General features: G+C 71.5%; 21 protein-coding genes. 19 read left to right on the top strand and 2 right to left on the bottom strand.

Annotation, left to right across the window (positions count from 1 at the left end; genetic code table 11):
• Nucleotides 1-29: 29 nt before the first annotated feature.
• The 12 genes from ABZ370_RS16290 (at nt 30) to ABZ370_RS16235 (ending at nt 12,617) form a co-directional block, all read left to right on the top strand.
• The gene (locus tag ABZ370_RS16290; RefSeq protein WP_358620692.1) at nt 30-611 is read left to right on the top strand and encodes a PaaI family thioesterase; all 582 of its coding nucleotides are present in this window, start codon (nt 30-32) and stop codon (nt 609-611) included.
• Nucleotides 608-1,123, top strand: coding sequence for a dUTP diphosphatase (gene dut, locus ABZ370_RS16285; protein WP_009714533.1), 516 nt, complete (start codon nt 608-610; stop codon nt 1,121-1,123). Before ABZ370_RS16290 ends, dut begins: the two co-directional genes overlap by 4 nt.
• 1 nt (nt 1,124) lies before the next feature.
• Nucleotides 1,125-1,916 carry a DUF3710 domain-containing protein gene (locus ABZ370_RS16280; RefSeq protein WP_358620690.1) on the top strand — a complete coding sequence of 264 codons (792 nt, stop codon included), beginning with the start codon at nt 1,125-1,127 and terminating at the stop codon, nt 1,914-1,916.
• A gap of 170 nt (nt 1,917-2,086) precedes the next feature.
• A complete protein-coding gene (locus ABZ370_RS16275) occupies nt 2,087-2,968 on the top strand; it encodes a hypothetical protein (RefSeq protein ID WP_358620688.1) in 882 nt (293 codons plus the stop codon).
• A 320-nt stretch (nt 2,969-3,288) separates the two neighbouring features.
• On the top strand, nt 3,289-3,378 hold the full coding sequence (kdpF, locus tag ABZ370_RS16270; protein WP_037817630.1) for a K(+)-transporting ATPase subunit F: 90 nt from the start codon (nt 3,289-3,291) through the stop codon (nt 3,376-3,378).
• Nucleotides 3,379-3,385: 7 nt separating this feature from the next.
• Nucleotides 3,386-5,071, top strand: a complete 1,686-nt coding sequence (gene kdpA / locus ABZ370_RS16265) for a potassium-transporting ATPase subunit KdpA (RefSeq protein WP_358620685.1) — start codon at nt 3,386-3,388, stop codon at nt 5,069-5,071.
• Entirely contained in the window at nt 5,068-7,176 is a 2,109-nt protein-coding gene (gene kdpB, locus ABZ370_RS16260) for a potassium-transporting ATPase subunit KdpB (RefSeq protein ID WP_358620683.1), read from the top strand. The genes kdpA and kdpB overlap by 4 nt, the downstream gene beginning before the upstream one ends.
• 10 nt (nt 7,177-7,186) lie before the next feature.
• Nucleotides 7,187-7,843 (top strand): potassium-transporting ATPase subunit KdpC, encoded by a 657-nt coding sequence (kdpC, locus tag ABZ370_RS16255; protein ID WP_358620681.1) that lies wholly within the window; start codon nt 7,187-7,189, stop codon nt 7,841-7,843.
• Between the two features lie 103 nt (nt 7,844-7,946).
• Nucleotides 7,947-10,553 carry a sensor histidine kinase KdpD gene (locus ABZ370_RS16250; protein WP_358620679.1) on the top strand — a complete coding sequence of 869 codons (2,607 nt, stop codon included), beginning with the start codon at nt 7,947-7,949 and terminating at the stop codon, nt 10,551-10,553.
• Nucleotides 10,550-11,233, top strand: coding sequence for a response regulator (locus tag ABZ370_RS16245; RefSeq protein WP_358620677.1), 684 nt, complete (start codon nt 10,550-10,552; stop codon nt 11,231-11,233). The genes ABZ370_RS16250 and ABZ370_RS16245 overlap by 4 nt, the downstream gene beginning before the upstream one ends.
• A gap of 115 nt (nt 11,234-11,348) precedes the next feature.
• Nucleotides 11,349-11,759 carry an OB-fold nucleic acid binding domain-containing protein gene (locus ABZ370_RS16240; RefSeq protein ID WP_358620675.1) on the top strand — a complete coding sequence of 137 codons (411 nt, stop codon included), beginning with the start codon at nt 11,349-11,351 and terminating at the stop codon, nt 11,757-11,759.
• A 3-nt stretch (nt 11,760-11,762) separates the two neighbouring features.
• Entirely contained in the window at nt 11,763-12,617 is an 855-nt protein-coding gene (locus ABZ370_RS16235) for a DUF3159 domain-containing protein (protein WP_358620672.1), read from the top strand.
• Between the two features lie 117 nt (nt 12,618-12,734).
• Here ABZ370_RS16235 and ABZ370_RS16230 read toward each other — a convergent pair whose 3' ends face one another.
• Together ABZ370_RS16230 and ABZ370_RS16225 are read right to left on the bottom strand one after the other, a co-directional pair.
• Entirely contained in the window at nt 12,735-13,412 is a 678-nt protein-coding gene (locus ABZ370_RS16230) for a TrkA family potassium uptake protein (RefSeq protein WP_358620669.1), read from the bottom strand.
• On the bottom strand, nt 13,409-14,080 hold the full coding sequence (locus tag ABZ370_RS16225; RefSeq protein WP_358620667.1) for a TrkA family potassium uptake protein: 672 nt from the start codon (nt 14,078-14,080) through the stop codon (nt 13,409-13,411). Before ABZ370_RS16225 ends, ABZ370_RS16230 begins: the two co-directional genes overlap by 4 nt.
• 481 nt (nt 14,081-14,561) lie before the next feature.
• On the opposite strand from ABZ370_RS16225, the gene ABZ370_RS16220 reads away from it, so the two are divergent.
• The 7 genes from ABZ370_RS16220 (at nt 14,562) to ABZ370_RS16190 (ending at nt 22,266) form a co-directional block, all read left to right on the top strand.
• A complete protein-coding gene (locus ABZ370_RS16220) occupies nt 14,562-16,133 on the top strand; it encodes an ATP-binding protein (RefSeq protein WP_358620665.1) in 1,572 nt (523 codons plus the stop codon).
• Nucleotides 16,130-16,558 (top strand): roadblock/LC7 domain-containing protein, encoded by a 429-nt coding sequence (locus ABZ370_RS16215; protein ID WP_358620662.1) that lies wholly within the window; start codon nt 16,130-16,132, stop codon nt 16,556-16,558. Before ABZ370_RS16220 ends, ABZ370_RS16215 begins: the two co-directional genes overlap by 4 nt.
• Nucleotides 16,555-16,911, top strand: coding sequence for a DUF742 domain-containing protein (locus ABZ370_RS16210; protein ID WP_358620659.1), 357 nt, complete (start codon nt 16,555-16,557; stop codon nt 16,909-16,911). Before ABZ370_RS16215 ends, ABZ370_RS16210 begins: the two co-directional genes overlap by 4 nt.
• The gene (locus ABZ370_RS16205; protein ID WP_358620657.1) at nt 16,889-17,506 is read left to right on the top strand and encodes an ATP/GTP-binding protein; all 618 of its coding nucleotides are present in this window, start codon (nt 16,889-16,891) and stop codon (nt 17,504-17,506) included. The genes ABZ370_RS16210 and ABZ370_RS16205 overlap by 23 nt, the downstream gene beginning before the upstream one ends.
• A gap of 110 nt (nt 17,507-17,616) precedes the next feature.
• Nucleotides 17,617-18,999, top strand: a complete 1,383-nt coding sequence (locus ABZ370_RS16200) for a cytochrome P450 (RefSeq protein WP_358620931.1) — start codon at nt 17,617-17,619, stop codon at nt 18,997-18,999.
• On the top strand, nt 18,981-20,096 hold the full coding sequence (locus ABZ370_RS16195; protein WP_358620655.1) for a cytochrome P450: 1,116 nt from the start codon (nt 18,981-18,983) through the stop codon (nt 20,094-20,096). The genes ABZ370_RS16200 and ABZ370_RS16195 overlap by 19 nt, the downstream gene beginning before the upstream one ends.
• Nucleotides 20,097-20,184: 88 nt before the next feature.
• Complete coding sequence (locus tag ABZ370_RS16190) at nt 20,185-22,266, top strand: APC family permease (protein ID WP_358620652.1); 2,082 nt, start codon at nt 20,185-20,187, stop codon at nt 22,264-22,266.
• The last annotated feature ends 27 nt before the right edge of the window (nt 22,267-22,293 follow it).

Raw genomic sequence — 22,293 nt, 5'->3', positions numbered from 1 at the left:
GGCTGTTCTCGCGGGTAAGGTCAGCCGTTGTGAGTGGAACAACGACAGTGCTGAAGCCGCCGGACGGCGCCACGGCACCCGTGCGCCACCCCGGCGCGCCCGCGCCCGGGGAGCCTCTCGACGCCCACAACGAGCACTGTTTCGGCTGCGGTGACCAGGCGAACGGCCTGCGCATGCGGGCCCGCGCCGGAGAGGGCGTCGGCGTCACCGCCGAGTTCGAGGTGCACCCCGCCCACCAGGGGGCGCCGGGCCTGGCCCACGGAGGGATGCTGAGCGCGGCGCTGGACGAGATGCTGGGCGCGCTCAACTGGATGCAGCGCGTGAACGCGGTGACCGGGCGGCTGGAGACGGACTTCGCCCGGCCGGTGCCCGTCGGCACCGTCCTGCACCTGGAGGCACGGGCGACCGCCGTGCACGGCCGCAAGCTCTACTGCGCGGCCACGGGCCGTATCGGGGACCCCGAGGGGCCCGTCGCGGTGCGCGCGGAGGCCCTCTTCATAGAGCTGCGGGCCGACCACTTCACCAAGGACGACCGGCCGGAGGAGAACAACGCGGCGCTCGCCGGTCCGGATCAGGCGAAGGCCGCGCGCGCAGTCGAGGTGAATCCGTGACTCCCGTACCGGTGGACGTGCTGATCCGCAGGGTGGACCCCCAGGTGCCGATCCCGGGGTATGCCCACCCGGGGGACGCCGGTGCCGACCTCGTCACCACCGAGGCCGCGGAGCTGGCCCCGGGCGAGCGCGCGGTTCTGCCCACCGGAGTGTCTATCGCGCTCCCGGAGGGGTATGCCGCCTTCGTGCATCCGAGGTCCGGACTCGCCGCCCGCTGCGGGGTCGCCATGGTGAATGCCCCGGGGACCATCGATGCCGGGTACCGTGGAGAGATCAAGGTGATCGTGGTCAACCTCGACCCGCGCGAGAGCGTGCGGTTCGAACGCTACGACCGGGTCGCCCAGATGGTCGTCCAGCAGGTCGAGAAGGTGCGCTTCCAGGAGGTGGCGGAGCTTCCCGGGTCGGCGCGGGCCGAAGGGGGCTTCGGGTCCACCGGCGGTCATGCCGCCGTGGACGGCACAACGGGTGGGAATGGATACGCTTCGGTCGGTTCCGACCGGGAAGGACGATGACGTGTTCGGACGTCGCCGCAAGCGCAGCGAGGAGGACGTCGAGTCGCTCGACGTGACCTCCGATGAGTTGACCGAGGACGCGGAAGACGCGGAGGACGCGGCGGACCTCGTCGACGAGGGCGACGCGGAGGCCACCAGGGTGAGCCTGCCCCCCGCGCCGCGCCCCGATGGACCGTGGGACGTGTCCGAGGTGCGGGAGCCCGGCGAGGGCCGGGTGGACCTCGGTGGCATGTTCGTGCCCGGTGTCGAGGGCATGGAGCTGCGGGTGGAGGTCGCGGGGGACGCGATCGTGGCCGCGACCGTGGTGCTGCGGGACAGCGCCGTGCAGCTGCAGGCGTTCGCCGCGCCCAAGAAGGAAGGCATCTGGGGCGAGGTGCGGGACGAGATCGCCACCGGCATCACCCAGCAGGGCGGTGTGGTGGACGAGGTCGAGGGCCCGCTCGGCTGGGAGCTGCGGGCCCAGGTGCCGGTGCAGCTGCCGGACGGCAAGAACGGCGTCCAGGTGGTGCGCTTCATCGGCGTCGACGGGCCTCGCTGGTTCCTGCGCGGAGTGATCTCCGGGCAGGGCGCCGTGCAGCCCGAGACCGGCAGCCTGCTGGAAGCGATCTTCCAGGACACGGTCGTGGTGCGCGGTGAGGGCCCGATGGCCCCGCGCGACCCGATCGTGCTCAAGCTGCCGAACGACGCGCAGATGGTGCCCGACGGGGTGCAGCAGGAGGAGGCGCAGGGCTCGCGGTTCGCGGGCGGTGCCGACCGGCTCCAGCGCGGTCCGGAGATCAGCGAGGTGCGCTGACCGGCGGCCCGCGCCGAGGACGCAGAGCGAGGTCGGAAGGGGTCCGGGGAGTCTCCCCGGGCCCCTTCGGCTTTTTTTCGTACCGCGTTGAACACTCCTGCCACACGGGACGTATGGACGGGTGGAAGCGCTTACCGCGCCCATTCGATCTCAAGGAAGTGAGTGGTCAGATGTCCCGTGGCCTTCCGTTATTTCACCGGCGCCGGATCATTGTCGCCGGGACCCTGGGCGGCACGCTCGTAGCGGCGGTAGCCGTCGGTGCCGCCATGGCCGGTGGCAACGACGGCGGAGACGGGACCGGCGAGCTCAAGGCCGCGTCCACGATCACCTGCCCCGCCGTCGAGGGCGAGCTGCCGGAGATCCCCGCGGAGGCCAAGGCGGAGGTTGACCGAAACCTCGCCCTTCTGGACACCCAGCTCGCCGAGGCGAACAAGCGGCTGAGCACGAGCCAGGGCGAAGGCGGCCCGAACTTCGTGCAGAACGCGATCCTCGGTCCGCTGGCGGACAAGCGGAAGTCCACCCTCGACCGCATCGCCATCTCCATCGGGCGCCGGGCCGAGAAGCCGACAGGCCTGGACACCCTCGCCGAGTGCACGCTGTCCGGCGGCGGCGCCGGGGCGGGCGGCGCGGCGAGCCCGACGGCCGCCGCGAGCGCCGCGGCCTCGGCCGACCCCGCGGCGGAGACCGGCGCGGACACGGGCGCGGACACCGGCGCCGGTGCGGACACGGGCGCCGACGCGGGCGCCGGGTCCGGCCAGACGATCAGCTGCCCCGACGTCGCCGGTGAGATCGGCGATGTGCCGGCCGCCGCCCAGGCGGAGGTGGACCGCAACCTCACGCTGCTGGACACGCAGCTCGGCGAGGCCAACAAGAGACTCGCGACCTCCGCGGGCCAGGGCGGCCCGAACTTCGTCCAGAACGCGATCCTGGGCCCGTTGGCGGACAAGCGGAAGTCCACGATCGACCGCATCAAGATCTCATTCTCCCGCCAGGGCTCGACCGCCCCCTCCGGTCTTGACGCTCTGGCGGGCTGCTCGCTCGCATCCGGCTGAGTCCCCGGCGTAAGGCTCGGCTGATGTGAGCGTTCTACCGGTGGGCCGTACTTTTCTCTGCGGAGTACGGCCCACCGGCTATGTCACGTGCGCGCTGTTTCGCATGCGACGCCCCCGACGTCAGGGAGGCGTCAAGAGCGGGCTCCCCGCCGTCAGGGAGCCGTCAACGGCGGGCGCACACGCTCCGAACAGGGGTTTCCTCAAGAGGTCAGTACTCCACCGATCCTCTAGGAGCCCACGATGGCCGACCTGGCCTTCGTCGTCACCACGCTCGCGGTCTTCGCACTGGTGGCCTTCGTCGCCAAAGGGGTGACGAAGCTGTGACCGCCGAGAACGTCGTCGGACTGGTCGTGGCCGTCGCACTGCTGGGCTATCTGGTCCTCGCCCTCCTCTTCCCCGAGAGGTTCTGAGGGCGTCATGAGTCCCGAACTCGCCGCGGTGCTCCAGCTCGCCGCGCTCATCGGCGCGCTCGCCCTGGTGTACCGGCCGCTCGGCGACTACCTGGCCGCCGTCTACCGCTCCGGGAACCATCTGCGCGCCGAGCGGTGGATCTACCGCTGTATCGGCGCCGATCCGGACACCCGGATGCGCTGGCCCGCGTATCTGCGCGGGGTGCTCGCCTTCTCCGGCGTCAGCGTCCTCTTCCTGTATCTGCTGCAGCGCCTCCAGGGCGCTCTGCCGCTCTCGCTCGGCTTCTCCTCGATCGGCCCGGCGCAGGCGTTCAACACCGCCGCGTCCTTCGTCTCCAACACCAACTGGCAGTCCTACGCGGGCGAGCAGTCCATGGGCCATGTCGTGCAGACGGCCGGGCTCGCGGTGCAGAACTTCCTGTCCGCCGCCGTCGGCATCGCCGTGGCCATCGCGCTCGTCCGGGGCTTCGCCCGCTCCCGCACCGGCGAACTGGGCAACTTCTGGGCCGACCTGGTGCGCACGACCGTCCGCGTCCTGATCCCGATGGCGGTGATCGCCGCGGTCGTGCTGGTGGCGTGCGGCGCGATCCAGAACTTCGCGGGCATCCACGAGGTCGGGCAGCTCACCGGCGGCAGCCAGCAGATGAACGGCGGCGCGGTCGCCTCGCAGGAGGCCATCAAGGAGATCGGCACCAACGGCGGCGGCTTCTTCAACGCCAACTCCGCCCACCCGTTCGAGAATCCGAGCGCCTTCACCAACCTCTTCGAGATCTTCCTGATCCTGGTCATCCCGTTCGCGCTGACCCGCACCTTCGGCGTGCTCGTCGGGAACGTCCGGCAGGGGTACGCGATCCTCGCCGCCATGGGCCTGATCTGGCTCGGCTTCACGGCGCTGATGATGTGGAGCGAGTTCCACCACGGCGGCCCGGCGCTCCAGGCCGCGGGCGGCGCGATGGAGGGCAAGGAGCAGCGGTTCGGGGTCGGCGCGTCCTCGATCTTCGCGACGAGTACGACGCTGACCTCCACCGGCGCGGTGGACGCCATGCACTCCTCGCTCACCGGCTTCGGCGGCGGCATCGCGCTGCTGGGCATGATGCTCGGCGAGATCGCCCCCGGCGGGGTGGGTTCCGGCCTCTACGGGATGCTCGTCATGGCCGTGATCGCGGTCTTCATCGCGGGGCTCATGGTCGGCCGTACGCCCGAGTACCTGGGCAAGAAGATCGGCTCCCGCGAGATCAAGCTCGCCGCCTGCTACATCCTGATCACCCCGGCGCTGGCGCTCGGCTTCACCGCCCTGTCCGTGGTGCTGTCCACCCCGCCGCACTCGATCCTCAACACGGCGGGGAACGCGGCGGGCCACAGCGGGGCGCACGGCTTCTCCGAGGTGCTGTACGCCTTCACCTCCGGCGCCAACAACAACGGCTCCGCCTTCGCGGGCCTGAACGCCAACACCGACTGGTACAACACCACGCTCGGGCTGGCGATGCTGCTCGGCCGCTTCCTGCCGATGGTCTTCGTCCTGGCGCTGGCCGGTTCGCTCGCCGAGCAGAGGCCCGTCCCCGAGACGGCGGGCACCCTGCGCACCGAGAAGCCGCTCTTCGCGGGGCTGCTCGTCGGCGCCATCCTGATCATCACCGGTCTCACCTACTTCCCGGCCCTGGCCCTTGGCCCGATGGCGGAGGGACTCTCATGAGCACGACCACCCCCGTACGCCCCGCCCCCGGCGGCGAGCGCCCGCCCCAGCACGACGCGGGCGGAGGCAGGGTCTCCGGCGGCTTCTTCGACCCCCACCGGCTCCTCACCTCGCTGCCGGACGCCTTCCGCAAGCTCGATCCGCGGGTGATGGCGAAGTCCCCGGTGATGTTCGTGGTGGAGATCGGCTCGGTGCTCACCACCGTGCTGGCCGCCCTGGACCCGGGCGACTGGTTCGGCTGGGCGATCACGGTCTGGCTCTGGCTGACCGTGCTCTTCGCCAACCTCGCCGAGGCCGTCGCCGAGGGCCGGGGCAAGGCCCAGGCCGACACCCTGCGCAGGGCCAAGACCGACACCGAGGCCCGGCGGCTCGCGGACGGCGGCGAGGAGCGGGTCCCGGGCACCGCGCTGCGCGTCGGCGACCTCGTGGTCTGCGAGGCGGGCGACGTCATCCCGGGCGACGGCGACGTGGTCGAGGGCGTGGCGTCCGTCGACGAGTCGGCCATCACCGGCGAGTCCGCGCCGGTCATCCGCGAGTCCGGCGGCGACCGGTCCGCGGTCACCGGGGGTACGAAGGTGCTCTCCGACCGCGTCGTCATCAAGATCACGACGAGGCCCGGGGAGACCTTCATCGACCGGATGATCAGCCTGGTCGAGGGCGCCGCCCGGCAGAAGACCCCGAACGAGATCGCGCTCAACATCCTGCTGGCCTCGCTCACCATCGTCTTCCTGCTGGCGGTCATCACCCTCCAGCCGTTCGCGATCTTCGCGGGCGCCGAGCAGACCATGGTCGTGCTCACCGCGCTGCTGGTCTGCCTCATCCCCACCACCATCGGCGCCCTGCTCTCCGCCATCGGCATCGCGGGCATGGACCGCCTCGTCCAGCGCAACGTTCTCGCCATGTCCGGCCGCGCGGTCGAGGCGGCGGGCGATGTGTCCACGCTGCTGCTCGACAAGACCGGGACGATCACGCTCGGCAACCGGCAGGCCGCCGAGTTCGTCCCGGTCAGCGGCGTGACCGAGGGGGAGCTCGCGGACGCGGCCCAGCTCTCCTCGCTCGCCGACGAGACGCCCGAGGGCCGCTCGATCGTGGTCCTCGCCAAGGAGACGTACGGCCTGCGGGCCCGCCACGAGGGCGAGCTGAACGAGGCTGATTTCGTACCGTTCACCGCGCAGACCCGGATGTCCGGCGTCGACCTGGACGGCACCAGGGTCCGCAAGGGCGCGGCCGCCGCGGTCACCGGCTGGGTCGCCGAGCGTGGCGGACAGGCCTCGGAGGACGCCCGGGAGCGGGCCGACGCGATCTCGGCGGCGGGCGGCACTCCGCTGCTCGTGGCGGTCGAGGACGCCAGGGGCGCGCGTGTGCTCGGGGTGATCCACCTCAAGGACGTCGTCAAGGAGGGCATGCGGGAGCGGTTCGACGAACTGCGCCGGATGGGCATCAAGACGGTCATGATCACCGGCGACAACCCGCTGACCGCCCGGGCCATCGCGGACGAGGCGGGGGTGGACGACTTCCTGGCGGAGGCCACGCCCGAGGACAAGATGGCGCTCATCAAGCGCGAGCAGGCGGGCGGCAAGCTGGTGGCGATGACCGGCGACGGCACGAACGACGCCCCGGCGCTCGCCCAGGCCGATGTCGGCGTGGCCATGAACACCGGCACCTCGGCCGCCAAGGAGGCCGGGAACATGGTCGATCTCGACTCCAACCCGACCAAGCTCATCGAGATCGTGGAGATCGGCAAACAGCTGCTGATCACCCGCGGAGCGCTGACCACCTTCTCGATCGCCAACGATGTCGCGAAGTACTTCGCGATCATCCCGGCGATGTTCGCGGGCGTGGCGGGCTACCAGGGCCTGGACGCGCTCAACATCATGCACCTGGCCTCGGCCCAGTCGGCGATCCTCTCCGCGGTCGTCTTCAACGCGCTGATCATCGTCGCGCTGGTGCCGCTCGCCCTCAGGGGCGTGCGCTACCGCCCGATGAGCGCCGACCGGATGCTCCGCCGCAACCTCGCGCTCTACGGCCTGGGCGGGCTCATCGCCCCGTTCCTCGGCATCAAACTCATCGACCTGCTGATCTCCCTCATACCGGGCATCGGGTGACGAAAAGACCATGACGATCTTCAATGGCACAGCACGCTCCACCGCCCGGCTGGCGGGCGCCGCACTGCGCGCCCTGATCGCCCTCACGGTGCTCTGCGGGGTGCTCTATCCGCTCGCCGTCACCGGCATCGCCCAGGCCGCCTTCCCGCACCGGGCGAACGGCTCCGAGGTCCGGGCGGACGGCAGGACCGCGGGCTCCGCGCTCATCGGCCAGACGTACACCCTGGCCCGGAAGGACAAGGCCGGAAACCCGCTGCCGGACCCGAAGTACTTCCAGCCCCGCCCCTCGGCGGCGGGCACCAACACCGTCAACACCCAGTACAAGATCACCGTTTCGGGCGGGTCCAACCTCGCCGCCGACAGCACGGTGCTGCGCCGGGAGATCACGGACCGCCGCGCGCAGATCGCCGCCTTCAACGGGGTCCAGCCCGCCGCCGTACCCCCGGACGCGGTCACCGCCTCCGCCTCCGGCGTCGACCCGGACATCTCGCCCGCGTACGCCGGCCTCCAGGTGACCCGGGTGGCCCGGGCGGTCGGCCTGCCCCGCGCCGAGGTCGCCCGGCTGGTCGCGGACCACACCGACGGCCGTCAGCTCGGCTTCCTCGGCGAGCCGCATGTCAACGTGCTGGAGCTGAACATCGCCCTCCAGAAGCTCGCCCGGCAGTGACACCGGGGCGACGAGGTAGGCGGCGACGAGGCAAGCGGCGACCGGAAAGCGGCGACCGGAAAGCGGCGACCGGGAAAAATGAGCGAACGGGGAAAATAGGGGCATGGGACGCGGCAAGCTTCGGATCTACCTCGGCGCGGCGCCGGGCGTCGGCAAGACCTACGCGATGCTGTCCGAGGGGCACCGGCGGGCCGAGCGCGGCACGGACCTCGTGGTCGGCTTCGTGGAGCACCACGGCCGCCGCCGCACCGAGGTGATGATGCACGGACTGGAGGAGGTGCCGCGCCGGGAGCTGGAGTACCGGGGCGCCGCCTTCACCGAGATGGACGTGGACGCGGTGCTCGCCCGCCGCCCCGGCGTCGCCCTCGTCGACGAACTGGCCCACACCAACGTCCCCGGCTCCCGCAACGCCAAGCGCTGGCAGGACATCGAGGAGCTGCTGAAGGCCGGGATCGACGTCGTCTCCACCGTCAACATCCAGCACCTGGAGTCGCTGGGGGACGTCGTCGAGTCGATAACGGGCGTACGGCAGCGGGAGACCGTACCCGACGAGGTGGTGCGCCGCGCCGACCAGATCGAGCTGGTCGACATGTCGCCCCAGGCGCTGCGCCGCCGCATGGCGCACGGCAACATCTACGCGCCCGACAAGGTCGACGCCGCGCTGTCCAACTACTTCCGGCCCGGGAACCTCACCGCGCTGCGCGAGCTGGCCCTGCTGTGGACCGCCGACCGGGTCGACGAATACCTCCAGCAGTACCGCGACGAGCACAGCATCCGCTCCACCTGGCAGGCGCGCGAGCGCATCGTCGTCGGGCTCACCGGCGGCCCCGAGGGGCGCACGCTCATCCGGCGCGCCTCCCGGATGGCGGCCAAGGGCTCCGGCAGCGAGATCCTCGCCGTCTACATCGCCCGCAGCGACGGCCTCACCTCGGCCTCCCCGAAGGAGCTGGCGGTCCAGCGCACCCTGGTCGAGGACCTGGGCGGCACCTTCCACCACGTCATCGGGGAGGACATCCCGGGCGCGCTGCTGGAGTTCGCACGGGGCGTCAACGCCACCCAGATCGTGCTCGGCTCCAGCCGCCGCAAGGCCTGGCAGTACGTGTTCGGGCCGGGCGTCGGCGCGACCGTCGCCCGGGACTCCGGGCCCGATCTGGACGTGCACATCGTCACCCACGACGAGGTCGCCAAGGGGCGCGGGCTGCCGGTCGCGCGCGGCGCCCGGCTGGGGCGCTCCCGGCTGATCGCGGGCTGGCTGGTGGGGGTCGCCGGGCCCGTCCTGCTCACCCTGGGGCTCACTGCCACGGGCGCCACGCTCACCGCGGACGCCGGTCCGGGCTTCGCCAACGAAGTGCTGCTGTTCCTGTTCCTCAACGTGCTGGCGGCCCTGCTGGGCGGGATGCTGCCCGCCCTCGCCTCGGCGGCCGTCGGATCGCTGATGCTCAACTACTACTTCACGCCGCCCACCCACACCTGGACCATCGCCGACCCCGAGAACATCGTCGCGATAGTGATCTTCGTGGCGGTGGCGGTCAGCGTCGCCTCCGTCGTCGACCTGGCCGCGCGCCGCACCCATCAGGCCGCCCGGCTGCGCGCCGAGTCCGAGGTGCTGTCCTTCCTCGCGGGCAGCGTGCTGCGCGGGGAGACCAGCCTGGACGCGCTGCTGGAGCGGGTCCGCGAGACCTTCGGCATGGACACGGTGGCCCTGCTGGAGCGGGAGAGCGACGTCGCGCCCTGGACCTGCGCGGGCAGCGCCGGGGGCACCGCGGGCGTACCGCCGCCGGAGCGGCCCGAGGACGCGGACGTGGACATGCCGGTCGGAGACCATATGGCGCTCGCGCTCTCCGGCCGGGTGCTGCCCGCCGAGGACCGCCGGGTGCTGGCCGCCTTCGCCGCCCAGGCCGCCGTCGTGCTGGACCGGCAGCGGCTGGTGGGGGAGGCGGAGCGGGCCCGCGAGCTGGCCGAGGGCAACCGCATCCGCACCGCCCTGCTGGCCGCCGTCAGCCATGATCTGCGCACCCCGCTGGCGGCCATCAAGGCGGCCGTGACGTCCCTGCGCGCGGACGATGTGGCCTGGTCCGCGGAGGACGAGGCCGAGCTGCTGGAGGCCATCGAGGACGGCGCGGACCGCCTGGACCACCTGGTCGGCAATCTGCTCGACATGTCCCGGCTCCAGACCGGCACCGTCGCCCCCCTCTTCCGGGAGATCGACCTGGACGAGGTGGTGCCGATGGCGCTCGTCGGCGTCCCGGAGTCCGCCGTCACCCTGGAGATCCCCGAGGACCTGCCGATGGTCGAGGTCGACCCCGGGCTGCTGGAGCGCGGCGTCGCCAACATCGTGGAGAACGCGGTGAAGTACAGCCCGCCGGACCGGCCCGTGCTGGTCTCCGCGAGCGCGCTGGGCGAACGGGTCGAACTGCGCGTCGCCGACCGGGGCCCCGGTGTCCCGGACGCGGCGAAGGACCGTATCTTCGAGCCCTTCCAGCGGTACGGGGACGCCCCGCGCGGCGCCGGGGTCGGCCTCGGGCTCGCCGTCGCCCGCGGCTTCGTGGAGGCGATGGGCGGATCGCTGGCCGCCGAGGACACCCCGGGAGGTGGGATGACCATGGTGCTGACCCTGCGCGCCGCCCCCGGCCGCCCGGGGCACGACACGCACGCCCCGCAGGGCACACACGCCACACACGGCACAACGGAAAGGCAGGCCGCCAGATGAACCGGGTGCTCGTGGTGGACGATGAGCCGCAGATCGTACGCGCCCTCGTGATCAACCTGAAGGCCCGCAAGTACGAGGTCGACGCCGCCGGGGACGGCGCGACCGCCCTGAAGCTCGCCGCCGCCCGCCACCCCGATGTGATCGTGCTCGACCTGGGCCTGCCCGATATGGACGGAGTGGACGTGATCAAGGGGCTGCGGGGCTGGACCCGGGTCCCGATCCTGGTGCTCTCCGCCCGTCAGACGTCCGACGAGAAGGTCGAGGCCCTGGACGCGGGGGCCGACGACTACGTCACCAAGCCCTTCGGCATGGACGAGCTGCTGGCCCGGCTGCGTGCCGCGGTCCGCCGCGCCGAGCCCTCCGGGCCGTCGGACGCCGCGGTGGTCGTCGTGACCGAGGGGTTCAGCGTCGACCTGGCCGCCAAGAAGGCCCACCGCGACGGCCGAGACGTCCGGCTGACGCCCACCGAATGGCATCTGCTGGAGGTGCTGGTGCGCAACGAGGGCCGCCTCGTCAGCCAGAAGCAGCTGCTCCAGGAGGTGTGGGGGCCCAGCTACGGCACCGAGACCAACTACCTGCGCGTCTATATGGCGCAGTTGCGCCGCAAGCTGGAGAACGACCCCTCGCATCCGCGGCACTTCGTCACCGAGCCGGGGATGGGGTACCGCTTCGAACGGTGAGGCGCCTGTTCGTACGGGAGTCGTACGGGAGGCACACGGGAGGCGAACGGCCCGGCGGCGGGCGGGGATGCGGCGGCGCGGCGATTCGGCGGGGTCTCACCGGTACGCTGGCCGTATGAGTTCCGTACCCCAGCCCCCCGGGAAGCGTGACAAGCCGGTCGGCCGCTTCCGGCGGATGATCGACCGGCTGTCGAGTTCCCAGGAGGAGCTGCACTCCGCCGAGCTGCAGCAGGACGCGGAGAACGCGGGCTGCACCAAGATCGGCGAATGTGGCGACCGGCAGATCGTCAAGGTGACGGGTACACTCCGCACGGTCACGCTGCGGCCGCGGGCCGGAGTGCCCGCGCTGGAGGCAGAACTCTTCGACGGCACCGCCGCCCTCGACGTGGTGTGGCTGGGCCGCCGCTCCATCATCGGTATAGAACCCGGCCGCAAGCTGATCGCCATCGGCCGGATCTCCATGAGTCACGGGCGCCGGGTGATATTCAATCCGAAGTACGAACTCCGACCGCTCGGACAGGAGTAGCCGGTGACGTCTGACGACAAGACGACCCCGACCGACCATCAGGACGCCGCCGCCGCCGCCGACGACGACGCCGACGCGCAGAGCAGGGCGGCGGCGGACACCGCGCTCCTGGAGGCGTTCGGCGGGGTGAAGGGCATGGTGGACACCACCGTCCCCGGGCTGGTCTTCGTCCTGCTGTACACCATCAAGCGCGACATCCACCTGGCCGCGATCGCCGCGCTCGGTCTGACCGTGCTGCTGGGGCTGACCCGGCTGGCGCGCAAGGAGACGCTGAAGCACGCCTTCAGCGGGGTGTTCGGGGTCGCGTTCGGCGCGATCTTCGCGATGATGTCCGGCGACGCCAAGAACTTCTACCTGCCGGGCATGCTCTACACGCTCGGCCTGGCGATCGCGTACGTCCTCTCGGCGATCTTCCGCTATCCGCTGATCGGCGTGCTGCTCGGGCCGATGCTCAAGGAGAACCTCTCCTGGCGCACCCGCAACCCCGGCCGGTTCCGCGCGTACACCCGGGCCACCTGGGCGTGGGGGCTGATCCTGCTCGCCAAGTCGGCGATCCTCTTCCCGCTCTACTGGTGGGGGGACGTGACCCAGCTCGGCTGGGTGAAGGTGGCGCTCGGCATTCCGCCGTTCCTGCTGTGCGTCTATCTGACGTGGATCTTCCTCGCCAAGGCCCCGCCGCCGATCGACGTGATCGCCGAGATGGAGGCCGAGGAGAAGGCGGAGCGGGAGCGAGAGCGCGCGAAGCGGGAGGCCGGGCAGGCCGAGCGGATCGCCGAGCCGCTGCTCTCGGAGTGGACCGACCAGATCGTGAACGAGGCCCGTACCGAGTCGGCCGACCGGCGCCCGCCCCGGCACTGAGCACCGCACCACCAGGCCGAACCACCGAGCCCCGGGCTCCCGTGCAGGGAAGCCCGGGGCCCGGTGGTTCCGGTCCGCGGCGTGTCCGGTCCGCAACGTGTCCGGCCCGCGGCGGCTCTAGCCCGCGGTGTCCTGGCGCTGGACGGACAGCAGCTGCTCCAGCTGCTCCTCGCGCGCCTGGGCCGCGACGAACAGCAGTTCGTCGCCCGCCTCCAGGACGTCGTCCTTGTTCGGCGTCAGCACCCGGGTGCCCCGGATAATCGTGACCAGCGTGGTGTCCTCCGGCCACTCCACGTCGCCGACCCGGGTGCCGACCAGGGCCGCGTCCGGCGGCAGCGTCAGCTCCACCAGGTTCGCGTCGCCGTGGCTGAAGCGCAGCAGCCGCACCAGATCGCCGACGCTCACCGCCTCCTCGACCAGCGCCGACATCAGCCGCGGCGTCGAGACGGCGACATCGACGCCCCACGCCTCGTTGAACAGCCACTCGTTCTTGGGGTTGTTGACCCGGGCGACCACCCGCGGCACCGCGTACTCGGTCTTCGCGAGCAGGGACACGACCAGGTTGACCTTGTCGTCCCCGGTGGCCGCGATGACCACGTTGCAGCGCTGCAGCGCCGCCTCGTCCAGTGAGGTGATCTCGCACGCGTCGGCCAGCAGCCATTCGGCCTGCGGTACCCGCTCCACGGAGATGGCGGTCGGCGCCTTGTCGATGAGGAGGACCTCGTGCCCGTTCTCCAAAAGCTCGCCCGCGATGGAGCGCCCCACGGCGCCCGCTCCGGCAATGGCAACCCTCATCGGGCACCACCCTCCTCAGGACCCTCGTCGAACGACGCCTCGACCTTCTCGACCTCGTCGGTGCGCATCATCACATGCACCAGGTCGCCTTCCTGCAGCACCGTCTGCGAGGTGGGCAGCATCGCCTCGCCGAGCCGGGTCAGGAACGCGACCCGCACCCCGGTCTCCTCCTGGAGGTTGCTGACCTTGTGCCCCACCCACGCGGGGGAGGTGTGCACCTCGGCGAGCTGTACGCCGCCGCTCGGGTCCCGCCACAGCGGCTCGGCGCCGGACGGCAGCAGCCGCCGCAGCATCTGGTCCGCGGTCCACCGCACGGTGGCCACGGTCGGGATGCCCAGGCGCTGGTAGACCTCGGCGCGGCGCGGGTCGTAGATCCGGGCCGCCACGTTCTCCACGCCGAACATCTCGCGCGCCACCCGGGCCGCGATGATGTTGGAGTTGTCGCCGCTGCTGACCGCGGCGAAGGCCCCGGCCTCCTCGATACCCGCCTCGCGGAGCGTGTCCTGGTCGAATCCGACGCCGGTCACCCGGCGGCCGCCGAATCCCGCGCCGAGGCGGCGGAAGGCGGTGGGGTCCTGGTCGACGACCGCGACGGTGTGTCCCTGTTGCTCCAGGGTCTGGGCGAGCGCCGCGCCCACCCGGCCACAGCCCATGATCACGATATGCATGCGTCTTACCCCGCACTCCTGATGACCGTGCTGACCTGCGCAAACACCCTGCTCACATCTTCCTTCCAGGACCTACGGGGCGACAGCGGGGCGAAGACCCCGATGCCGGTGCCGCACGGCGACGGAGGTCGTCCGCGACGGCGTCTGTTCCCACCGTATCCGTACCCATGGGGCGATTCCCCGCCCGAGTACCCGCGGCCGGGAGGGAACCCGGCGCGCGGAACGACCGGCGGCTACCGTGAGGGGGCGGGCGCCGATGGCCGGCGCCGGGGTGCGCTCCCTCATCTTTGCCCGATATCCAGGATCTTCACTGAACTCTTACGGGAAATGGCAATAGAGTCCCGTCAGTTCGAACTTTGTTACGGCCGTCGGACACTCGGTCACGGCGTGACTAAGATGATCGTCGTATTCCGTTTCCGGACGGGACATCAGGGCTCTGAATCGTTCCTTCCGCGCCCGCGTTCTCTGCACGAGGTTCCTGATGACAGATCACATGACGGAGACGGTGAGCTGGTGTCTGGCCGTCGTCCTCCTCGTCGTATGGGTGCTTCTGATGCGCCAGCGGCGGATCACCGCCGGAGTGCGCAGGCGTAACGCCACGCTCGAGGACAACCTGCGCGTCCGTGACGAGGAAGTGCAGCATCTGGTCGAGGTACGTCTCCCGGCGATCGCGGACGCGATGAGTCAGCCCACCCCGCTGCCCGGGCTGCGGGACGAGAAGCTGGCCGGGACCGCCTACGCGCAGAGCCTGCACGCGATCGTGGAGCACTTCGCCCGCGCGATGGACAAGGCGCAGTCGCGGGCCGACGCCTCCGCCAAGGCCGCGCTCAAGGCGTCGATGCGCGCACTCCAGGGCCTCGCCAGCGAACAGCAGGTCTCGATCTCGGAGATGCAGGACCGGCACGACAACCCCGACGTGCTGCGCGACCTCCTGGAGATCGACCACGCCAACGCGCAGTTCGGCCGCCGCGCCCAGGCCATCGCCGTGCTGTGCGGCTCCTGGCCCGGCCGTCAGCGCACCGCCTCGCCGATGACCGACGTCGTCCGGGGCGCCAAGTCGCGCATCCGCGACTACCGGCGGGTGCAGGTGCACGCCCTGATCGACATCGGCGTGGTGAGCCGCGCGGTGGAGCCCGTGGTGCTCGCGGTCGCCGAGCTGCTGGACAACGCCGCCCGGCACTCGCAGCCCAACACCAGCGTCGAGGTCAGCCTGCAGCCGGTGCACAACGGCGCCTGCATCGTGATCGACGACGCCGGGGTCGGCATGGACGGCCTGGAGGTCCAGCGGGCCGCCGGGCTGCTGTCCGGCCAGCGCGCCGTGGACGTCTCCCGGCTCGGCGACCCGCCGCAGTTCGGCTTCGCCGTGGTGGGCCTGCTCGCGGCCCGGTACGGCTTCAGCGTCTCGGTGGACACCCGGTCCCCGTACGGCGGCGTGCGCGCCGTCCTGTTCCTCCCCAGCGCGCTGCTCACCCACATCGACGCGGACGCGCCCGCCGCCGCTCCGGCGGCCCACGACCCGTACGAGGCCGAGGTCGCCGCCCCGCTGCGTACCCTCCCGTCGCGCCCGACCCGCCGCCGCAGGGCCGAGCCCCAGGCCCCCGCCGGGGCCGAGGCGTTCGCCGGAGCCGAGGCGTTCGCCGGGCCCGAGGCGTTCGCCCAGGCGCCCGCTCCGTCCCCCGCCGAGGCCTCGCCGTTCGCCCCCGCCCAGGCCGCGGCTCCGGACTACGCGCCTTCCGCGGCGGCCGGGCAGCCCTCCGCGGCGGCCGGGCAGCCGTCCGCGGACGACGAGGCGACGCGCGTGTACGGAGAGACCGCGGGCGGTCTGCCCAAGCGCCGCCGCCGCCGGCCCACCGCCGCCCCACCGGTGGACGACTGGCCCACCGCGCCCGGACAGCCGTCCGGCGCCACCGGAACCGACACGGGGTCGCACCGCGTCCGCTCGGCCGAGGAGACCGCCAAGCGCATGGGCGCGTTCGCGCGCGGTACGCGCTCCGGCCGTGGCGTCACCCAGGATGCCGCCCCTCACAACGAAGAAGGGAACCGCCAGGCATGAACGACCACATGAACAACGAGCTCGGCTGGATGCTCGACGAGGTGGTCAAGATGCCGGAGGCACGGCACGCGATCCTGCTCTCCGCCGACGGCATGCTGCGGGCGCACTCCGCGGCCATCGCGCGCGACGAGGCCGAGCGCCAGGCCGCGGCGCTCTCCGGGCTGCAGTCGATCAGCCGCAGCACCTCCGAGTTCTGCGACCGCGACGAGACGCCCTGGCAGCAGACGCTGGTCGAGTTCGTCGGCGGCTACGTCTTCCTCATCGCCGCCGGCCCCGGCGCGTATCTGGCCGTCTCCACCACCGAGCACGTGGACATGGAGGGGGTCACCTACCGGATGCAGAAGCTGGTCGACCGGCTGGGCAAGGAGCTGACCAGCCCGCCGCGGCAGGGCGCGACCCGGCAGGGGATCGGCAGCCACACATGAGTCCGGGCAGGCGCGAACGAGGACTGGTACGGCCGTATGTCGTGACCGACGGCCGTGCCTATCCGAGCCGCAACACCTTCGACCTGGTGACCCTGGTCATGGCCCACCCCGACCGGCCGCTGGCCGGTCTCAGCCCGGAGAAGCGGGCGGTCATGGAACTCTGCCTCGGCGGCGCGCTGTCCGTCGCCGAGGTCGCCGGATACCTGGAGCTTCCGGTGAGCGTCACCAAGGTCCTGCTGGGCGATCTTGTCGACAGCGGCCACATCAGCACCCGCGCCCCCGTCCCGCCCGCCGAACTCCCCGAGACCCAGCTGCTCCAGGAGGTGCTCGATGGACTCCGCGCTCGCCTCTGACCGGGGCGCGGTCTATCTGCCCCAGACCGTACGGACGGCGGCCAAGCTGCTGGTCGTCGGGCACTTCGCGGTCGGCAAGACGACCTTCGTGGGCTCGCTGTCCGAAATCCGCCCGCTGCGCACCGAAGAGACGATGACTCAGGCCGGCGCGCTCATCGACGACCTCGCGGGCATCGAGGAGAAGACCACCACCACGGTCGCCATGGACTTCGGCCGGCTCACCCTGAGCGAGTCCCTGGTCCTGTACCTCTTCGGCGCGCCCGGACAGCAGCGCTTCACCCGGATCTGGAAGGACATGACGCGCGGCGCGCTGGGCGCGCTGGTGCTCGCCGACACCCGTCGGCTGGAGCAGTCCTTCCCGGTGATGGCCGTCCTGGAGGAGCAGGGGCTGCCGTACGCGGTGGCCGTCAACCACTTCGAGGGAGCGCCCCGCTTCGCCGAGACGGAGGTCCGGGAGGCGCTCGATCTGCTGCCGGAGACCCCGCTGGTCACCTGTGACGCCAGGGACCGGATCTCCTCCACCCACGCGCTGATCGCCCTCGTCCAGTATCTGCAGGCCCGGCACGCTCGCGTTACGTCCCAGGAGAATGTGTGATCCATCGTCCAGACCTCGAGGCAGTCACCGGAACCGCGCCACCGCCGGGCTGTCCCGCCCACCAAGGCGGTGCGGCCCCCGGCTCCCTCGGGCGGGGTGCCCGGGTGCCGATGTACGGCGCCGGCTTCGCCGCCGATCCGCACGGGTTCTACGCGCGGATGCGCGCCGAGGGGCCCATCACCCCGGTGGAGCTGGCCCCGGGCGTTCCCGCGTATCTGGTCACCAGTTACTCCACGGCGCTGGAAGTCCTGCGCGACACCGAGCGGTTCGCCAAGGACCCCCGTAACTGGGCCGACCTCACCGAGGGCCGGCTCCCGCAGGACAGCCCCGTGCTCCCGATGATGGAGTTCCGGCCCAACGCCCTGTTCACCGACGGCGAGCAGCACGCCCGCTACCGCGGGGCGATCACCGACAGCCTCAGCCGGGTGGACTCCCACGCGCTGAGCGACTACGTGGAGCGCAGCGCGGACACCCTCATCGACTCCTTCGTGGAGCGGGGCGAGGCCGAGCTGCTGAGCGAGTACGCGGGGATCATCCCGCTGATGGTGTTCAACCGGCTCTTCGGCGCCCCTCCGGAGCAGAGCAGCGAACTGATCCGGATTCTCACGGTCATGTTCGACGCGAGCACCGCGGACGCGGGACAGGCCAACGAGGACCTCTCGCGCTATATGGGGGACCTCGTCGACGCCAAGCGCCAGAAGCCCGGCGCCGACGTCACCTCCTGGATGATCGCCCACCCCTCGCGGCTGGCCGACGACGAGCTGATGCAGCAGATCGCCCTGCTGATGGCGGCCGGTACCGAACCCCAGGTGAACCTGATCGGCAACGCGCTGCGGCTGCTGCTGTCGGACGACCGGTTCGCCGGTGAGCTCTCCGGCGGCAGCCTGCCCGTCCAGGACGCCCTGGACGAGGTCCTGTGGGCCGATCCGCCGCTGGCCAACTTCGGCACCCGGTTCGCCCGCTACGACGTCGAGATGGGCGGCGTACGGCTGCGCAAGGGCGACGCGGTGCTCACCAGCTACGCCGCGGCCAACACCGACCCCGAGATGACCTCCCAGGGCCGCGCGGGCAACCGGGCCCACCTCGCCTGGAGCGTGGGCGCCCACCGCTGCCCCGCCGAGGGTCCCGCCCGGGTCATCGCCTCCGTCGCCATCGAACGGCTCCTCGACCGCCTCCCCGACATGCGACTCGCCGTGTCGGCGGACCAGCTGACCTGGCGCCCCGGCCCCTTCAACCGCGCCCTGGCGTCGTTGCCCGTGCGGTTCCCCGTCCTCACCAAGCCGACTCCCGGACCCGCCTCCATGCCGCCCGCCGCGGCCGTGCCCGCTCCACGACAGCCCGAGCCCCAGGGAGACAACCAGTGGTCCACGAGCCCCGTCCCCTCGTCCTCGACCCCACCGGCAGCGATATCAACGCCGAAGCCGACCGCGTCCGATCCCAAGGGCCCGCGACGCCTGTGGGGCTTCCTGGGGGCTTGGTGGCGTGGGCAATAAGCCGCCAGAGCCTGCTCAAGCAGCTCCTGACCGACCCCCGGGTGTCCAAGAACCCGCGCCTGCACTGGCGGGCCTGGCACGAGGGTGAGGTCTCGTCCGACTGGCCGCTGATCAACTGGGTGGCCGTGCAGAACATGTTCACGGCCTACGGCGCCGACCACCGCAGGCTGCGCACCCTGGTCTCCAAGGCGTTCACCGCGCGGCGCACCGCCGCCCTGCGGCCGCGCATCGAGGCGATCGCCGCCGATCTGCTGGACCGGCTGGCCGCCACCCCGCCCGGGGAGCCTGCCGATCTGCGCGAGGGGTACGCGTACCCCCTGCCGCTCCAGGTGATCTACGAGCTGTTCGGGCTCACCGACGAGGGGCTGCGGACGCGGATGAGCCGGTTCGCCGACAGCTCCTTCCGCACCACCACCACGCCGGAGGAGGTCGCGGCCGCCTCCGCCGAGATGGACGCGATCATGTCGGCGCTCGTGGCGTCCAAGCGCGAACGGCCCGGCGACGACCTGACCAGCGGACTGATCGCCGTGCGCAGCGAGGAGGACGCGGCGCTGAGCGAGCGTGAGCTGTGCGACACCCTCGCGCTGATGCTCACCGCCGGTCACGAGACCACGGTCAACCTCCTGGACAACGCCGTCCACGCCCTCCTCACCCACCCCGAGCAGCTCGCCCATGTGCGCGAGGGGCGGGCCTCGTGGGACGACGTGATCGAGGAGACACTGCGGCACTCCGCCCCGGTCGCCAACCTGCCGCTGCGCTACGCCGTCGAGGACATCGAGCTGGCGGACGGGGTGGTGCTGCGCAAGGGCGACGCGATCCTCGCCGCCTACGCGGCCGCCGGACGCGACCCCGGGGTCCACGGCGAGGACGCCGCCGCCTTCGACGTCACCCGGCAGCTCAAGAGCCACCTCGCCTTCGGCCACGGCGTCCATCTGTGCGTCGGCGCGCCGCTGGCCCGGCTGGAGGCCTCGATCGCGCTCCCGGCTCTGTTCGACCGCTTCCCTCGACTCTCGCTAGCGTCCGGGCAGGGTCCGCTGGAGCCGGTGGAATCCTTCATTTCCAACGGCCACCGAGCCCTGCCGGTCCGGCTGTCCTGACCGTCGTACGGGCCGCCCGCCTGCCCTCCCGCCTCCAGGTGGGCAGGCGGCTGGGCGGGCGCCCCGCCCACCCTTTACGATCCTCAGCGTGTCCAAACTGACCGACGTCCCGAAACGGATTCTGATCGGGCGCGCGCTGCGCAGCGACAAGCTGGGGGAGACCCTTCTCCCGAAACGCATCGCGCTCCCCGTCTTCGCCTCCGACCCCCTGTCCTCCGTCGCGTACGCGCCCGGGCAGGTGATGATCGTCCTTTCCGTGGCGGGTGCGTCGGCCTATCACTACTCTCCGTGGATCACGATCGCCATCGTCGTGCTCATGTTCACGGTGGTCGCCTCGTACCGCCAGAACGTGCACGCGTACCCCAGCGGGGGCGGTGACTACGAGGTCGCGAACACCAACCTCGGCCCCAAGGCGGGTCTCACGGTCGCCAGCGCCCTGCTGGTGGACTACGTCCTGACGGTGGCGGTGTCGATCTCCTCCGGTGTGGAGAACCTCGGCTCGGCCGTCCCGTTCATCGTCGAGCACAAGACGTTCGTCGCGATCGCGATCATCCTGCTGCTGACCCTGATGAACCTGCGCGGGGTCCGCGAGTCGGGCAAGCTCTTCGCGATCCCCACGTACGTCTTCGTCGGCGGCGTCTTCGTGATGATCCTCTGGGGCGCCTACCGCGCGCTCGTCCTCGGCGACGACATGAAGGCCCCCACCGCCGGTTTCGAGGTCCACGCCGAGCAGACCGGGCTGGCCGGGTTCGCGCTGGTCTTCCTGCTGCTGCGGGCCTTCTCCGACGGCTGCGCCGCGCTCACCGGCGTCGAGGCCATCAGCAACGGCGTACCCGCCTTCCGCAAGCCCAAGAGCCGGAACGCGGCGAGCACGCTGGCGCTGATGGGCGGCCTCGCCGTCGCCATGTTCGTCGGCATCATCACCCTCGCCCTGGTCACCAACGTCAAGATGGCCGAGGACCCGGCGCACGACCTGTTCAAGAACGGTGCCGCACTCGGCTCCGGATACACCCAGAACCCCGTGATCTCGCAGGTCGCGGCCGCCGTCTTCGGCAACGGATCGTTCCTGTTCGTGGTGCTCGCCGCGGCGACCGCGCTGGTCCTCTTCCTGGCCGCCAACACCGCGTACAACGGCTTCCCGCTGCTCGGCTCGATCCTCGCCCAGGACCGCTACCTGCCGCGCCAGCTGCACACCCGCGGCGACCGGCTCGCCTTCTCCAACGGCATCCTGCTGCTCGCCGGGGCCGCCGCGGTCCTGGTGTACATCTACGGCGCGGACTCGACCCGGCTGATCCAGCTCTACATCGTCGGCGTCTTCGTCTCCTTCACCCTCAGCCAGACCGGCATGGTGCGGCACTGGAACCGCCACCTGGCCACCGAGCGCGACCAGGCCGCCCGCCGCCGCATGATCCGCGCCCGCGCGATCAACACCTTCGGCGCCTTCTTCACCGGGCTGGTCCTGGTCGTCGTGCTGCTGACCAAGTTCACCCACGGCGCCTGGGTGGCGCTGCTCGGCATGGCCGTCTTCTACATCACCATGTCCGCGATCCGGCGCCACTACGACGGTGTCTCCGAGGAGCTGGCCGCGGCCATGGAGCAGCAGGACGAGGAGGAGGTCCGCCCCTCCCGGGTGCACTCCATCGTCCTCGTCTCCAAGATCCACAAGCCGACGCTGCGCGCCCTGGCCTACGCCAAGCTGATGCGCTCCCACCGGCTGGAGGCGCTGAGCATCAACGTCGACCCCACCGAGACCAAGGCGCTGCAGTCCGAGTGGACCGAACGCGGCATCGACGTCCCGCTCAAGATCCTCGACTCGCCGTACCGCGAGATCACCCGGCCGGTCATCGACTACGTCAAGAGCCTGCGCCGGGAGAGCCCGCGGGACGTGGTCTCCGTCTACATCCCCGAGTACGTGGTCGGCCACTGGTACGAGCACCTGCTGCACAACCAGAGCGCGCTGCGGCTCAAGGGCCGCCTGCTGTTCACCCCCGGCGTGATGGTGACCTCCGTACCCTGGCAGCTGGACTCCTCGGAGCTGGCCCGCAAGCGCGCCCGCAAGCGCGCCGACTGGAACGCCCCGGGCGCGGTGCGGCGCGGCCCCGTGGTGCCGCAGCGGCCGAAGGGCGAGCGCAAGGCCGAGAAGGCGGCCGTCAAGGCCCCGGGGCGGTAGCCGCCGCCCGGGTGAGGGCAGGCGGTC

The sequence above is a fragment of the Streptomyces sp. NPDC005962 genome (assembly GCF_040629205.1).
Classification (GTDB): Bacteria; Actinomycetota; Actinomycetes; order Streptomycetales; family Streptomycetaceae; genus Streptomyces.
Note: the sequence above shows the minus strand (reverse complement) of the source record. Positions and strands in the feature narration are given on the sequence as shown.